A 17,130-nucleotide genomic window follows, 5' to 3' on the forward strand; every position below is an offset into this window, starting at 1 on the left:
GGATTTCCAGGTCCTGTTAATATAGGTTTCAATGACTCATTAGCTTGGACTCATACGTTTTCAGCCGCGAAACATGCGGTGTTTTATCGTTTGTCACTGAAGCCTAATGATAAGCTCAGTTATGAATTAGATGGACAATGGCAAACCATCGAATCACGCGATATTGATATTCAGGTAAAAATAGGTAATGGCACACAAACGCTCAGAAAAACAGTTTTTTACACAGATATCGGCATCGTTATTGAGGATAGTAAGCGCTTCCCTTGGGATGAACAGTTTGTGTATGTGTTAAAAGATGCCAACTTAGATAGCTTTGACTCAATAGACCATTGGTTAGCAATGAATGAAGCAGATGATTTGGCTGAGTTTAAACAAACATTTCAAGATCTTGATGGCATGATGTTTAATAACACATTGATGGCTGATAAGGATGGAAATACATTCTACATTGATGACTCGAACGTGCCTTTGTTGTCATCAAAGGCGATTACCTTTTTGGAAACGGATCCAATCAGCGCAAATATCTTTGCAAGATCGGGGTTAATTGTATTACCCGCAAAAGAGCGTAGCTTCATTTTTAATGCAGAGGTGGAGTTTGAACATGCCCCACAGTTAGAGCGAAATGATTACGTGCAAAACTCAAATGATTCCTATTGGTTAACCAACGCTTTAGAACCACTAGTGGAGCACTCACCGTTATATGGCAAGTTTGCTGTGACGCAATCAATGCGTACACGACTTAGCCTCGATATGTTGTCTAATCGAGCAGGCCAAGATGGCAAGTTCACTATTGCTGAAGTGGAGCGTGCACTATTGGACAATAGTACGTTCTTCTCACGTTTTAAATCTGATTTACAAACTGCTTGCATCCTATTTGCGGGTCAAGTCGCTGGGAATGTGGACGCTGCATGCCGTGCAGTGACCTTATGGGGTGGATTTTTTAACTTAGACTCTAAAGCAGCGCATTTAATCAATGAATTAGTATATATGATTGATTTAGAAGCAGACTTTAATGTGAAATTTGATTCCAAAGATCCAATTAATACACCTAGAGATTTAGTGAAAAACAGTGATATTTTGAAACGTTTAGCGGTTGCAGCTGAAGTGGTTACAAGTGCGGGCTTTGCGTTAGACGCTAAGTGGGGAGATGTGCAGTATTTACAAAAAGACGCTCGTCGGATCCGCTGGCCTGGAGCTACCCATCATGTTGGAGGGTTTAATATTTATGCTGCAAGTAACCATATGGATATGACGTCATTTTCGCCTTTTGTACGTGCGGGTGTTAATAACCCTCTAACCAAAGCACCAACTTGGTCAGGGTTAAATCAAGATGGTATTCCCGTACATTTTGGATCAAGTTGGATGATGGTGGTGGGGTTTGAAAGTACAGGTCCAAAAGCGCGAGGCTTATTGAGCTTTTCTCAATCAACTTTAGCAGGATCAAAGCACTTTACTGATCAGAGTTTGCAGTACAGCCAAATGCAACAATTGGTTGATTTGCCTTATAGGAGAGAAGACCTAGCTAAGCAGCTAAAAAGTAAAATCACATTAAAGATAGAAAAAGACTAAAAATCTTTCATTGTCGAGCGTCACAAAGCCATTAGTCGCAAATGATTTTTAGGAAACACGATGAGTTTTGACAACGAGAATGGCACTTTTAAAGTACTTATGAATCACGAAGAGCAGTATTCACTTTGGCCGAGTTATAAAAGTGTTCCTGGTGGTTGGAAAGATGTCGGCATTGAAGGCAGTAAGGATACATGTTTAACGTATATTAATGAAAACTGGACCGATATGCGTCCAGCTAGCCTACGTGAAGCAATGGCTAAGTAAAGTCAAATTAGTAGTGATATAAAACGGTATGGTAGTTGTACGCTGTGTTTATATCGCTACTAAATAAGACACAATCTATTGTTTTGTATTCAAATCTTACACATTCCTACCAATAACATAGCCAGTTAATTTTCTAATGGAGCCTGATATGTCAGCCATTACCATCATGGATTATTTAGCTCAGCATGCTGAGCAAACCCCCGATCGCGTTGCACTCATTTGTGTTGATCGGAAGCAACGTACTTCTTGGACATATCATGCTTTGTATCAACGCTGTATCTGGTTAGCTAACCACATTCACACACAAGCAAAAGCGGGAGACCGTGCATTAATATTAATGGATTCTGGCATTGACTATGTATCGAGCTTTTTTGCATGTCAATATATAGGTGTAACCGCCATTCCGAGTTTTCCGCCAGAATCAACAAAAGAGCAGCATATTGCTCGAACCGTTGGCATTGCAGAAGATTCTCAAGCCGCTGTTGTATTAACAACGGCCCGCTTTGCTGAGACGGTGCATGCAATGGTAGAACAAACAAGCAATAGCACCATGTTAGTGGTTGATACATTGGATGAATCGATCACCCAAGTACAAAGGTATGACGCTTGTGCAAATGATATTTCATTTTTACAGTACACCTCTGGGTCGACAGCGAAGCCAAAGGGGGTGATGGTCAGTCATCACAATTTAATAGCCAATGAGCGAGCACTTGCGGAAGTTGTTGAGACGTCTGTAGAAGATGTATTCGTGAGTTGGTTGCCGTTGTTCCATGATATGGGCCTTATTGGTGGTTTATTACAGCCTTTATTTTCGGGCTTTCCGTTAGTGTTGACTTCACCGCGTTACTTTATGGAAAAGCCAGTACGCTGGTTAGAGTTAATCAGCGAGTATAAAGGTACTATTTCTGGTGGGCCTGATTTTGCCTTTCGGTTATGTTTAGAGCGTATTAAGGGCAAGCAAAGAGCCGCGTTAGATTTATCCAGTTGGCGCGTTGCATTTTCAGGTGCAGAGCCGATCAGGCATGACACCTTGTATGACTTTGCGGACAGTTTTAGCGTTAATGGTTTTAAAGAAGAGGCATTGTATCCTTGCTATGGTTTAGCGGAAGGGACGCTCTTAGTGACGGGGAGTAAAGCTGGCTCTGGAGCTAAAATACATGCATTTTGTAATGAGGCATTAAGCCAAGGCAAGGCACGTCAAGTACCCGCGCAAGATAGTCGTAATAATGGTGAATATAGCCACCAAGTAAGTTGTGGTAGAGCTCCCTCACAACATTTAATTAGAATCACGTGCCCCAATACATTTACTGAATTGCCGGCGGGTCAAATCGGTGAAATCTGGGCAGCTGGGCCTAGTATTGCTGTGGGCTACTGGCAAAATGAACAAGCGACAGTTGATACATTTGTAGAACGAGATAATCACCGCTGGCTTAGGACGGGTGACGTGGGTTACCTATATGAAGATCAGCTATATATCTCAGGGCGACAAAAAGATTTAATTATTAGCAATGGACACAATATTTACCCTCAAGATATTGAGCGCAGTATTGAAGCAGGCTTGAGCTTTGTGCGTAAAGGAAGGGTGTCAGCTTTCCCTGTGCCAAGTGCAGAACACGGAGAGGGTATTGGTTTAGCCATAGAAACCAGCAATAAATTTCGAGATGATATGCCTGCTGAGCAGGTGGCGTTGGTCGTGAGAGACTATGTGATTGAGCACTTTGGGCAAAGTCCTGAATTAGTTCTATTACTTGACCAAGGGGCTTTACCTAAAACATCCAGTGGTAAGTTGCAGCGCAGTGCCTGTTTAAAACTATACGGCCTTAACAAGCTCGCAAGTTATGGTGATTTCAACCGTGATGCACTTGCTCAATTACACAGTGTGCAAGAGACTGATAATAGCCACTGGGGTGAGCTGGAAACAACATTAGCCACGATATGGCAATCAGCCCTTAATTACCCTGTACGTCATGATGCAGCTGACTTTTTCGCACTGGGTGGAAGCTCGATTAAAGCGGTACAACTTTTGGCGAAAGTGGAAGCCGAGTTCTCGTGTCATATTGCGCTTACTAGCCTATTTAAAGCGCACACTTTTGGCCAATTCTGTGCCTTACTGAAAAGTACCCTAGAGAACAGGCAAACACAGCAAAAGATAGTGTCTCAGCAATGTCTCAGCAGTGAACTTAGCGCTCAGCAATTGCGCCAGTTATTCTTGTGGCAATTACAGCCGCAAAGTAATGCATACCATATCGGTGCTCAGATAGTACTCAGAGGCAAGCTCTCAAAGCAATGGTTGCAGCAAGCGTGTGAACAGGTTTTGTCAGATCATGCGATTTTACGTCATCGTTATTATAAAAATGATCAAGGGCAATGGCGTCAAACGGCAACGGAGCAAAATCTAGATTGGCAGTATGTTGATTTAAGCGCTGAGCAGAATATTGCAGTACAAACTGATAGTTGGATAACTGCGTTAAACAGTAAAGCGTTTGCCCTCGAGAAAGGAGAAAACTTCCGAGTTGGACTGGTGCAATGCGCAGATGAGGAATATATCTGGGTAATGAGCATGCACCATATTGCATCAGATGCTTGGACGTTTGATTTACTGATACGTGCGGTAAGTGCACACTATCAGCGGTTGGCTCAACGCCAAGCATTAAACATCGAACCGTCAGAAATTGAGTATGGTGATTATGCGCAGTGGCAACAACAGTGGTTGGCGACTGAACAAGCGCAGCAGCAATTAGCTTATTGGCAGAACGAGCTGAACGTACCTGCTGATGAATTACTTTTTGAGCCTCAGCACCCACGGCAAGTGGACATGGCGCCATTGGCTACCTCAACATTGCACTTAGATTATCAACAAGTTGCAGGTTTACAGAAGCTAGCACATCAACACAGTGCCAGTTTATTCATGTTGCTATTAAGCAGCTTCCAAACACTGTGTTACCGTGTGGCCAATAAAGCGAAATCACGGGTCGCGATCCCAGTGGCTAATCGACAAAATAGCCAAGTACATGGCTTAGCCGGCTTTTTCATAAATACCCAGTTGATAAATGCTGATATTGATGCCGCTGATAGCTTTAGTGATATATTGAACCAATGTAAAAATCGCACGTTGGCTGCACAAGATAATCAAGATTTTCCGTTTGAAAAATTAGTTGAAATCGTTAACCCAGAGCGACTTGTCGGTCAAACGCCTTTATTCCAAGTGATGTTCAATCATGTTGAGCATAATTTGGATATTTTAGATACCTTACCTGATGTGTCGCTTGTTGAGGTAGCACCGCTAAAGCATGAAGCGCAGTTTGATTTAAGTATTGATTCTCGGTTATTCAGTAATGGTCAATTAGCGCTTGAGTTACAGTACAATGCGTCATTGTTTGATGCTGCATTTATTGAGCATTTGCAACATGCATGGGCGAACTTACTTACGCAAGTGGTGAAACACCCAGAGCATGCCGTGGGTAATTTGGCACTCCTTAGTGATACAACGCGGATACTTGCACAAGGTCAAGGTGATGACGTTATAGCACCGTCTAGTCACTGGCTGGTTCAATTAAGTGAATATGCAGGGCAATATCCACAGCGCACAGCGGTGATCTATAAAGACGAACAATTTAGCTATGAATGGTTAGAACAAACATCAAACAGGTTAGCACATGCCTTACTTGCTGAAAAACTTGGGGAAAATCCAATTGTGGGTGTGCTGTTGGAGCGTACTCCACTGATGTTGGCCAGTGTTTTAGCCTGTTTAAAAGCCAATATCGCCTATTTACCATTAGATGCCCAATTCCCCGCTGAAAAGTTAAATTATATGCTCAAAGACAGTATATGCAGCGCGGTGATCAGTGACCTTGAGCAGATTGACATTGTCTTCTCTGGACAATGGCTAGCACCCGCGCAGTTGCTGAATCTTTTTTATAAAAAGATTAATACCCCTTCGGTATTAAAGCATCCGGCCCATATCGCCTATTTAAACTATACCTCGGGTTCGACAGGTCAAGCCAAAGGCGTGGTGATTAGTCATGATGCATTGGCACAGTATATCGAGTCTGCGACACAGTTTATCTCGCTGAGTGAGCAAGATGTGGTGCTACAGTTTGCGACCGCGAATTTTGATGCGTTTGTCGAGCAAGTGTTTCCAACATGGTCTGCAGGCGGGGCCATTGTATTAAGAGGTAACGCATTGTGGGATGCGAAAACACTCTATGAACAGGCGCAACGTCATAATATTACAGTGATGGATTTAAGTGCAGCTTATTGGCGCAGCATTGCCTCAAGTTGGGCGCATCATCATGAGAATATCGCGCCTATCTCGCTGCCTAAGCTAAGGCAGGTTCACTCTGGTGGTGAAGCAATGTCTACCACTGCCATTGCTGACTGGCGACGTGCAGGGCTTGAACATGTACGCTTATTGAATACATACGGACCGACTGAAATCGTGGTGGAAGCAGCAATTTACGATTGCCAAGCTAACCCTCCTGTGGATGCTGTGCCTTTAGGTGAACCGTTACACGGGCGTAAATTGTATGTGCTTGATCACAACCTTGAATTAGTCGCCGAAAAGCAGATCGGTGAGCTATATGTTGGCGGTGAGGTCATTGCGCGTGAATATTGGCGTCGAGCTGGACACACGGCCAGTCAATTCATTGCAGACCCATTTAGTGCGAATGGTGCGCGTATGTATGCGACGGGGGACTTAGTAAGCTGGGACAATGGCCAATTACAGTATCATGGTCGTCGAGATCATCAAGTTAAAGTACGCGGTTTTAGAGTTGAATTAGGTGAAGTGGAGCAATGTTTAACGCAATTACCGAGCGTTGATGCTGCGGTGGTTGTGACGCAAAGCAGTGAGCATGGTATGGAGCTTATCGCTTATGTTGAAAGCACTGCGCAGGCGTTACCCACTGGCGACAGTATTAAACGTGCGCTCAGTGAGCAGTTACCGCATTACATGATCCCAAAACACATGGTGGTAATGGCACACTTACCAGTGAATGCCAGCGGTAAATTGGAAAGGCATAAGCTGCCAGAGATAACGTCAGAGCAGTCGGTGTCCCCATCTCAGGTTGAGCTGGCAAGTAATGATGTTGAGCACTTAATTAGCCAAGTATGGCAACAGCACTTAAAACAGGCTGACATTGACCGTCAAGCCAATTTCTTCGACATTGGTGGTCATTCTTTATTGCTTATGGCGGTGCATGAATCATTGCAAGCTCATTATCCGAACGTGCAATTAACAGAGTTATTTACCTATCCAAGTATTGCTACATTGGCTGAGCATCTATCTGGGTCATCAGTAGTGGTAAAACCTCAGTCGAAACCATCAGCTAAGCAGCAAAAAAAAGGCATGAATGCATTGGCTGCTCGTCGTAAAAAATCAAGAGAATCATAAGTATGTCAGAGATAGAATATAGTGAATTAGATATCGCCATTGTGGGTATGGCGGGACGTTTCCCTGATGCAAAGAACGTCGAGGAGCTTTGGACAAACGTCGCACAGAAACATTGTAGTATTACACCATATAGTGATGAACAACTGCGCGGTACTGGGGTAGACAGTGACACGTTAGCGGACCCTGATTACGTTAAAGCAGGTGTCCCGTTCACCGATATTAAAGCGTTTGATGCTGGCTTTTTTGGTTATAGTCCCAAAGAGGCTGAGCAACTAGACCCTCAACAGCGTATTTTTTTACAGACGTGTTGGCATGCATTAGAAGATGCCGGCATTACGCCAAGTGCTGATAATTTAACCAGCGTCTTTGCGGGGTGTGGCGTACCGAGCTACTTATTGCAAAACCTGTTATCAAACAACACGCAGAATGACATAACGAGCTTACTGGCCTTAACAAACGGTAATGATAAAGACTCTTTAGCAACACGGGTTAGCTATGAGCTTAACCTTAAAGGCCCATCGGTCACTGTACAAACAGCTTGCTCTACCTCGTTGGTCGCCGTTCATATGGCATGTCGCTCACTGCAAAACTTCGAAAGCGATGCTGCACTAGCTGGCGGTGTATGGCTAAATTTGGCATCCGAGCAGGGGTATCACGCACCTGCTGGAGGGAGTTTATCTCCGACCGGTAAGCTAAGTGCTTTTTCTGAAAATGCTGATGGTATTTTAATTGGTAGCGGCAGTGCTGCCGTGGTACTGAAGCGTGTTGAAGATGCACGCAATGCTGGCGATACCATTTTGGCCGTGATCCGAGGCTCCGCGGTTAATAACGACGGTAAAGACAAAATTGGTTATACGGCACCCAGTGTAACAGGGCAAGCCAATGCAGTGAGTGCAGCGCTTGAATTTGCCGATGTGGAGCCAAGTTCAATTGGGTATATTGAAACGCATGGCACAGGAACTAAACTCGGCGATCCGATCGAGATTGCCGCGCTTAGCCAAGCCTATCAATCGGATAAAACACAGTATTGTGCCATTGGTTCGATTAAAGCCAATATTGGGCATTTGGACTCAGCTGCAGGTGTCACCGGTTTGATCAAAGCTGTGCAAGCCTTGCGATATAAGCAATTGCCTCCGAGCATTCATGCCAAGCCACTAAACCCAGCCATTAATTTTGCTGCGAGTCCATTTTATGTCAATGACACATTAAAAGCATGGGAAAGTGATACCCCTCGTAGGGCGGCTGTGAGTTCGTTAGGGATGGGGGGTACCAATGTACATGTTATTTTAGAAGAATATGTTTCGCAGGAGCAACCGGAACTCGCAGAGTCAACGCGCCGAGCGCCTTGGTACATCTTACCTGTGAGTGGAGCAACAAAAAATGGGCTCAATGATCAGGTAGCTGCACTGCAGAATATGTTGGTTGCACAGCCACACACTCTTGCAGAAGCCGCCGCGCAATTACAACAAAAGCGTGCCGCACTCGCCTACAGAAAAGCATTTGTGGTCAAAGATCACGAGCAAGCCGTCGCGATGTTAAGCCGTGACGTTGTGGCAATGAAAACGATGGATGCGCGTATTGGCTTACTGTTTTCGGGACAGGGGTCTCAGTATGTGACAATGGCTCAGCCATTGCTCAAACATAACGCGTATTTTAAATCTGTGTTTAATGAAACATTGAGTCATTTTTCTGAGCAATTACAACAGCAACTTACTACGGTATTTGCACCTGAAGATGATCAAGTTCTGATAGCGAACCAACTTCTGAACCAAACGCGCGTGACACAGCCGGCATTATTTATTGTGGGTTATGCGATGGCGCGCACATATCAGGCATTAGGTGTAACTATCACTGGCATGTTGGGACATAGCATCGGTGAGTATGTCGCGGCATGTTTGGCAAATGTGATGTCATTAGAAACGGCGGTTACTTTGGTGACGGCCAGAGGAGAAGCGCTTCAAGGTATGGCTCCTGGTACGATGTTATCTGTGGTGGCTGATGAGCAAACTATTGCCCCCTATTTAACTGCTGAGCTGGATATTGCCGCGTTAAATAGTCCGACGAATACCGTGGTTGCTGGGACAAAAGAGGCAATAAAAGCATTACAAACACAATTAAAAGCCGAACAGATAAGCTGTACACGACTCCATGTATCTCATGCATTTCATAGCCATTTAACAGAGGCGGTGTTACCGGAGTTTAAAGCTGCTTTAGAGGCGGCCGATTTAAGCGCACCAGATATTACGTTTGTGAGCAATGTCACCGGACAGCTGATCACAGATGATCAAGCAACATCGGTACAATATTGGTTAGATCACATTCGTCAGCCAGTAAAATTTGCTGAAGGGGTGCACACGTTATCTGAGCGTTGTGATGTACTCATTGAAGCAGGGCCTGGTGATACGCTGCAGAAATTGGTGAAGCAGGTGGGCATTACGAAAGAGCTGACGGTTTTAAACTCTATTGCTCATGTACGCGATATGAAAGACGTCATCGCGCCTTTTGCTAAAACGGCTGCAACACTATGGCAATTAGGGTTAAACATCGATTGGCAACATATCGGAGAGTTGACACCGAGTACGGCTAAAGTGTTGCCTGAATACCAGTTTAGTCAGCAAGAGTATTGGGTTGAGGTCAATAAAGATCGAACTGTGTCAGCGACACGTGACGCTGAGCCATCCAGTTCACAGCCGCAATTATTGCAACCTATTTGGCAGCAGCAACCGCTGCATGTTAAGCGTCAAGATTTGAGCGCAGAGCACTTTGTATTATTGGCATCAGACTCACAGATATGCAGTGCACTGAGTACGGCGTTTATTGAACGAGGTGCACAGTTAACCACCTTATGGGCAGTACAAGGAGATGATGCAGAGTTTACGGTTCAAGACAATGGCCACATTCATTTTGATTACACAAATCTCACTCATTGGGAAAAGCTACATGCTTCTTTAGCGGATGATACACAGGTAACACATTTTGTAGATACGCGCTTTTTTGTGCCGGCAAAATCGGATGATGTCATAGGTTATGAGGCATTACTGCCACTGGTACAGCACTTAGTTGCGACCTTTAATGTGCGCTTAAGTGTGTTAGCTACTCAGTTATTTTCGGTATTAGATGATGAAAGTTTATCACCAGAAAAGGCCACGCTTTTGGGACTAACCCGTGGGTTGCCGCTAGAGCACAATACGCTCACGCGGGTGATTGAATTTAAAGATGCAGATATTGCCTTCAATGAAGATGTATTGATTAAATTGGTGGCTGATTTAGTGGCAGATAAGCCAGAACATAATGAAATAGCATATCGCGGTAAGCAACGTTTTGTGCTTAGCCAGCAAGTCATTCCTACGGGTGCTGATACTTCGATTGAGTCGGGTGTCACGTTAATTACCGGTGGTTTGGGTGGTGTAGGGTTACATCTGGCTAAATACCTAGGCGAACAAGGTCACAAACTTATTTTGCAAACTCGTGGTCAGTTTGCACCTGAATCTCAGTGGCAAGCATTACAACAAGCCAGTGAGACTGATGACAAGTTACGTAAGCAGCTAACAGCATTATTATCATTGCAGGCGAAAAATGTTGATGTCATGGTGATCACCGCTGACGTACTTGATGCCGCTCAGCTTGCCCAGTCGGTAAAGTCAGCTGAGCAGCAAATGGGTACGATCACGCATGTTGTACATAGTGCCGGGCTACCAGGTGGTGGGTTTATTGCTGGGATGACAATGGAGCACGCTAGTGTGACCTTATCGAGCAAAATTCAAGGCACACAGAACGTATTACAGGTATTTAAAGAGCATGCTTTACAGCAGTTCGCTGTGTGTTCTTCTTTGGCCTCCGTATTGGGTGCATATGGACAAAGTGATTATTGTGCGGCCAACGTGTATCTAGATACATTGGCACAGCAAGCACATAACTTCCCTGTTGTTAGTATTAACTGGGATGCGTGGGCTAAAACTGGGATGGCTGCGAAGTTCCAATTACCCGAAGGTTTAGGGCTGCAAGGTGATATTGGTGCTGCCATGTTAGCTGATATTTTTGCAAGTGGTCAGTCGCAAGTGTATGCCGCTAGCATGCGTTGGTCACAGCTGGTACACGTAACACGTGAGGCGGAGCAGGCGATTTTAAACGCGAAAGCTAAGCCTGCGGGACATGGACGCCCAGACTTAGACACCGAATATGAAGCCCCAGAGAGTGAACTTGAACATAAGCTGGTGGCTGTTTGGCGCGAGTTTCTTGGCTTTGATGAAATTGGGGTGTTTGATAGCTTGTTTGCGCTAGGTGGAGATTCACTGATTGCCATTCAGATGTTGGCTAAGGTGAAGCAGCAGTTTTCAATTGAATTAGAGCCCGCTGAATTTTTTGAAGACCCGAGCATAGATAATTTGGCGTACATCATAGAAGGGAAGTTAATCGAGCAACTTTCGGAATAAGCGTACCCCGTAAGCCCAAGCCAAATCGGTTTGGGCTTTTTGTAACATCAACTCAGAGGTGAAAATGAAAAAACAACGGCCTATGAATTTAGCAATACAGACCATGGCTCTGCCGATTACTGCTTATGCATCAATCCTACATAGGATCAGTGCCGTGGTGATGTGGGTTGGCTTTGCTTTTTATTTACCAACTTTATGGTATTCACTACAATCTCCAGAAAATTTTGCTTTATTGCATGCATTACGTGATGAAAGTACGATTATCCAGCTATTCTTATGGGCTTTTTTGACCGCAATGGGATATTACTTATGCGGCGGTGTTAAGCACTTAATTCAAGAGGCAGGGCATTTTGAGAGCTTAGAAGGTGGGGCGCAAATTTCATGGGCATGTATTGCTATCGGCGTATTACTGAGTATGTTATCAGGGGTATGGATATGGCTATGATAAATTTATCCGGCACACAGCAATGGATCTTACAGCGTATTTGTAACGTGATCATTATTTTGTTTTTGGCGGCGATGATCGGGTATTTGGTGCTGTGTGGACCGGTATCATTTGCAATGTGGTCAACACTGCACAGTGCGTTGTGGTTTAAAATACTGGCAACCGTAGTGCTTACAGCAACAGTCGCAAATGGTATTTTGGCGGCTTGGCAAATCGCAGGAGACTATATTAAAGGCCGTTTAAATACGGTGTTTAATATCATACTAGTTGCACTGAACCTCGGGTTATGGGGCTTTGGCCTAGGTTTACTTTGGGCCGTATGAGCCGCTACTTCGATGTAATTTAATCAGCTGCATAGGCGTAACATTAAAGTGTTTTTTAAAGGCGGTAATAAAATTGCCCACATGCGTATATTTTGCTAAATATGCAGCTTCTCCTATCGTTAAACCTTCTATGAGTAATGCTTTTCTGGCTTTTTCTAAGCGCTTTATTTTGACGTATTGTTTTAACGTGGTGTTGAAACTGCGTTTAAAATTTCGCTGTAATGTACTGATGCTAACGCCTAACTGATCGGCAATGTCAGTGAGGGTAAAGTCTTGCTCTAAAAGTAATAATAATGCGCTCAGTTTAGCCTCACTGGCTTGAACAGGTGCGTGTGAATAGTATGCTTGATTTGGTTTTGAACTAGGGTGATAAAATTGGCTAATCACATTATACAATAATGCGAGAGCGTGTTGCTCTAACAATAGCGGGGCTAAAAGCGGTGTGCTGTCATCATGATTAGCAATGGTTTTGGCTTGTTGGAGTAGCAAAGAGGTGAGTGGTGCAATATAGACATTTTGAGAATGAAAAAGCTGCTTGTCTATTTGCTGACAGGCTTGTTCACTGGCCATCTTTTGTAAAAACCAGCTGCGCTCACAGCTTAGGGTGATTTTTTCTACAGGCTGCCCATCCTGCATAAAACGGGTAAAAATATCTTGTTTGTTGACTATATTAACAAAGGCAACAGGCCCCTTATCAGCACTAAAGTGATAACGCTTTTGTGCCACTCTAAACGACACAGCTCCCGCTAATAATACTGTTATATGGCAGCCTGCGGGTAAGATAGCACTGCTACTGGTATTACTATTTTCTACGATATTAGCGCGGTGTAAATAAAACCCTTTTTGTAACTCTATGAAGCTTAAATTACCCTGTGCTACGTGTGTTTGCTGAGATGGCAAGTGTTGACGGGACTCTAAGCCAATTTTTTGTAAGGCATAAGATAGATCATCGGCATAAATACAAGTTGTCACAACGTCAATCCTTATTGATTTTTTTGCAAATAAGTTAGGCGATTTTGCAAAATAGAAGATCAAATATCAACCTGTAATCTATGTACAATATTGATATTAATTCTTATTTACATTTAAGGGATGTTGTATGTTGATTTTAGCGGCTCAACAAATGGGTTTTCGCAAAACGGGCCTAACGTTAGCTTTAGCAAGTGTATTTATCGCGCCATCAGTGTACGCAACGGCTGATAATATAGAGAAAATCGCCGTGTGGAGTACACAAGTTAAAACGTCAGCGCTTTACTTGCAAGAGCAAGATATTGCCGATAAACAAGCAGATCATATTTCTGATTTACTGCGCAGTATCCCAGGTATTGATGTGGGCGGCGCACACTCTTTAAATCAACGTATTACGATTCGTAGTATGGATGATAAAGATCTGAAAATTTCCATTGATGGTGCAGCGCAAAATTCTTATATGTACCATCACATGGGGAATTTACAGATCCATGCAGATATTCTTAAATCAGTGGATATTGAAACAGGCACAAATTCGGTTATAAATGGTGGCTTAGGTGGCGCTGTACGGTTTGAAACAAAAGAAGCCGCCGATTTGTTAGCACCTGGGGATTCTGTAGGTGGGCGAGTATCGGCTGGTGTGGCAAATAATGCGGGGCATAATTTTTCTTTGACAGGTTATGGGGTCTTGACTGAACAGCTAGATTTCTTGGCGTATTATAATCAAGTCACACGAGACAACTACGATGTGGGTGGCGGAGAAATTACCGATCAAACTGGGGGGGCCATAGCGGGCACCGATGGCACTGTCCGAGGTCTTGAGGGGGATGTGAATGATGCATTACTTAAGGTCGGCTGGAACATCGATGTTAATCAGCGACTGGCGTTGAGCTATGAGACCTATGAGGACAAAGGTCATTATAGCTACCGCCCTGATATGGGGCTGGCAACTGACCTTGTGTTTGAGAAAGGGTTAGGTAGGCCTTTGTTATGGCCTACAGAGTTTACTCGTGACACGCTTACTTTAAGCTATGATTTAGAGTGGGGCCAAGGCTCTGCCTTAACTGCGAGTATATTTAGCAATGTCAGTGAACTTTACCGAGATGAAGCCGGTTGGGCACTTTCACCGAGTCCGCGTTTTAGGGGGAATGCGGGTCAAGTCACTGGGGAGGCAAAAAATAGTGGGTTGAATCTCATAGCTCAGACGCCGTTTGAGGCGCTTTTTTCACGTGAAAGCCATCTCATCACTTATGGGGCTGATTACCTTAAACATGAAACGGATTTCCATAAATTGGCCCCAGATAACACGCTCAGTCAATCACAAGAAGAAGCTAAAAATTTAGCGCTGTTTGTGCAGGATCGCATTGAGTTCGATAATGGCTTAGTGATCATGCCAGGTATACGCCATGATAGTTATAAGATTGATTCAAAAGTGATCACCAACGACTTTACCGAGTTGTCTTTGTCGCTTGCCGCGGAATACCATCTAACCGAGAATTTCTTGATTAAGATCAGTAGCACGGAACTATTTAAAGGACCTGAGATTGGCGAGGTGTTCGCTGGCGCAGGCCTTAGGGATAGTGAAAATAATGACATTGAAGCTGAAACGGGGCTTAACACAGAACTGGCGATTGCTTATCAACGGACGATAGGTGACTCAATCACTTGGTCGGCAGGGGTAACCGCTTTTTCAACGCATATAGACAACTATATTTACGATAGTGCAATGAAACCACAGCCAAAGCATCGCTGGGATCAATGGAAGGATAATATCGGTGATATGCAGATTGATGGCTTTGAAGCGTATTCTGAATTTACTCATAGACGGCTATCAATTCAATTTACCTATGCTCAATCGAATAGTGATTTGTCGGCATTTTCGCATTATGAAGTATTAGATGGCTCACGATTAGAGCGAGAGCAAGGCGATACAATTACGACGCGTGTGGCTTACCAATTCGAGCGTTATGACCTTGATGTTGCTTGGGAAGGTATGATGGTTGGCGGTGTGGCTGAAGGGCAATTTTTAGGTGGCCCTAGTATTAACAGTGAAAAGCGCAGTTATACGGTACACAATTTGTCGGTGCATTGGACGCCACAGACGATAAGTGCACTGCACCTTCGAGTTGGCATTGACAATGTATTTGATGAATTTTATGCCTCTCAGTCATCTAAAACAGGCGTGACTGGCCACCCATTAGCGGGCGAAAAGGGGTTGTTTTTAATGGATTACGAACCTGGGCGTAATATAAAAGCCAGTGTTGCTTATCAGTTTTAAGGGATTTTAAGTTGTTTAACGAGAGGCTGTTGATCTTTGAGGTTCTATTTTTGTTCTCTTAAAGCGTTTCCTACAATAACCCATGCATTGAGCGCCCGTCTTGATGCATGGGTTTTATCTTATCCAAGTTACCTATTATGCCGTCGAGCTGGTGATCAATATTGATAATGAGTAACAAAATAACACACAGATTGGCACACATCGCAGATTTTATGCCTGTATTGGTCTAGTGAGATTGATGTGTAGAGCGTATCAATAGAGCACAGAGTAGGTAACCTCAGCTCTGGATAAGCGAATTTGCCCAATAAAGCTATTTTTCTCACTCTCGGCGTTGCTTTCATTTGTAATAGCCCGCTATTACTGCATAAAAACGCCTTGATATTGAACAAAATATTATCATTGGATTGTACGTAAGTTTGTTTTCAAAACACTTTTTATTCTAAAACCCTTATCCAAATCTGAGGTTAAGTAAATATTTACCTGAGTACAGCGTCTGATGATGGGATAGTGTAATTCGTAACATGTGAGTTATGGGTTTAAAGAAGTACAAAAAAAATGGGTGATGAGACTATGGGTAGATTAAAACTAGTATATGTGTGCTCCTTGCGTAATGCAGCGGCAGATATGGCGGGTAGAATGATTGCATACAAAGATGAAACACGTTACATGACTTCACCATTAGAGCATCTAGTGATGCAGCTAAATAGCAGTGATTTGGGGGAGCTGTATGAGTTGAGCGGCGTTATTTTTGACGACGATTTAACACACTCGCTTGATAGTCAAAAATTGCAAGACTACGGAACATCGAGGGTGGCTTGTAACGGTGAATGGATTTATCCTGAAACGCTCAAAGTGGGTAATACGCCTGTCGATGAGCTGTTATGTTGCGTACCTTCAAGTTACCGTAAGTTGCCAAAAGGGTCACAACTATGGCGAGAAGGAAAGCGAGATTTTGAGCAGCGCTTAGAAAGCAAGCTGGATGAGTTGGATGCTGATGTGGTGTTGTTAGATGGACTGATTGTTATTTTGGATCAATTGGCGAGTGAAGAGAGTGCTTACGCAAAGCGTATTGTTAATATTCACCCAGGGATCACAAAAGAGGACTCTGTTTATCAGCGCAGAGGTGCAACTGCTACACTGGATGCCTTGTATGGTGCGCAAGGTCAACAGGTTATTAATTGGCAGACAATGGCAATGGTTGACACAGAAGTGATTGATAAAACGGGTGCCTCACTGCATTATGTTGATCAGGGGATTGATTCAGGTCCAGTTATTCATGATGTTCTAAATACCAAGATCACACCTACCGATACAATTTTTGAACTACGTTGGAATAACTTTCAGCAGAGTCTATTCCCAGCCATGATTCAAGGGCTCTATGTATTAGCTAAGACTAAGATAACCTCAGAAGAAAAAGTGTAACCTCATTCAAATGTCAATTTGGTGAATATAGGACC

9 protein-coding genes are annotated in these 17,130 nt (G+C 43.7%); 8 read left to right on the forward strand and 1 reads right to left on the reverse strand.

The features are described 5' to 3' along the window. The 6 genes from J8L97_RS11395 to sdhD all read left to right on the forward strand — a co-directional run. On the forward strand, positions 1–1,569 hold a 1,569-nt coding region (locus tag J8L97_RS11395), incomplete at its 5' end, for a penicillin acylase family protein (protein WP_211049808.1). 60 nt (positions 1,570–1,629) lie between these two features. Next, positions 1,630–1,833 carry an MbtH family protein gene (locus J8L97_RS11400; protein WP_192509029.1) on the forward strand — a complete coding sequence of 68 codons (204 nt, stop codon included), beginning with the start codon at positions 1,630–1,632 and terminating at the stop codon, positions 1,831–1,833. Positions 1,834–1,981: 148 nt separating this feature from the next. Then, positions 1,982–7,225 carry a non-ribosomal peptide synthetase gene (locus J8L97_RS11405; RefSeq protein WP_211049810.1) on the forward strand — a complete coding sequence of 1,748 codons (5,244 nt, stop codon included), beginning with the start codon at positions 1,982–1,984 and terminating at the stop codon, positions 7,223–7,225. 2 nt (positions 7,226–7,227) lie between these two features. Continuing rightward, positions 7,228–11,658 carry an SDR family NAD(P)-dependent oxidoreductase gene (locus J8L97_RS11410; RefSeq protein WP_211049812.1) on the forward strand — a complete coding sequence of 1,477 codons (4,431 nt, stop codon included), beginning with the start codon at positions 7,228–7,230 and terminating at the stop codon, positions 11,656–11,658. Positions 11,659–11,722: 64 nt separating this feature from the next. After that, positions 11,723–12,103, forward strand: a complete 381-nt coding sequence (gene sdhC, locus J8L97_RS11415; protein WP_192509027.1) for a succinate dehydrogenase, cytochrome b556 subunit — start codon at positions 11,723–11,725, stop codon at positions 12,101–12,103. Next, positions 12,094–12,426, forward strand: a complete 333-nt coding sequence (gene sdhD / locus J8L97_RS11420) for a succinate dehydrogenase, hydrophobic membrane anchor protein (RefSeq protein WP_211049814.1) — start codon at positions 12,094–12,096, stop codon at positions 12,424–12,426. Before sdhC ends, sdhD begins: the two co-directional genes overlap by 10 nt. On the opposite strand, the gene J8L97_RS23965 is transcribed toward sdhD, so the two are convergent. Then, entirely contained in the window at positions 12,409–13,398 is a 990-nt protein-coding gene (locus J8L97_RS23965) for a helix-turn-helix transcriptional regulator (protein ID WP_211049817.1), read from the reverse strand. The genes sdhD and J8L97_RS23965 overlap by 18 nt on opposite strands. 127 nt (positions 13,399–13,525) lie before the next feature. On the opposite strand from J8L97_RS23965, the gene J8L97_RS11430 reads away from it, so the two are divergent. Together J8L97_RS11430 and J8L97_RS11435 are read left to right on the forward strand one after the other, a co-directional pair. Next, positions 13,526–15,673 carry a TonB-dependent receptor domain-containing protein gene (locus tag J8L97_RS11430; RefSeq protein ID WP_211049820.1) on the forward strand — a complete coding sequence of 716 codons (2,148 nt, stop codon included), beginning with the start codon at positions 13,526–13,528 and terminating at the stop codon, positions 15,671–15,673. A 570-nt stretch (positions 15,674–16,243) separates the two neighbouring features. Then, entirely contained in the window at positions 16,244–17,095 is an 852-nt protein-coding gene (locus tag J8L97_RS11435; RefSeq protein ID WP_211049823.1) for a formyltransferase family protein, read from the forward strand. The last annotated feature ends 35 nt before the right edge of the window (positions 17,096–17,130 follow it).

This window comes from Pseudoalteromonas sp. MMG012, from assembly GCF_018100875.1.
In the GTDB taxonomy this organism is placed as follows: Bacteria; Pseudomonadota; Gammaproteobacteria; order Enterobacterales; family Alteromonadaceae; genus Pseudoalteromonas; species Pseudoalteromonas aurantia.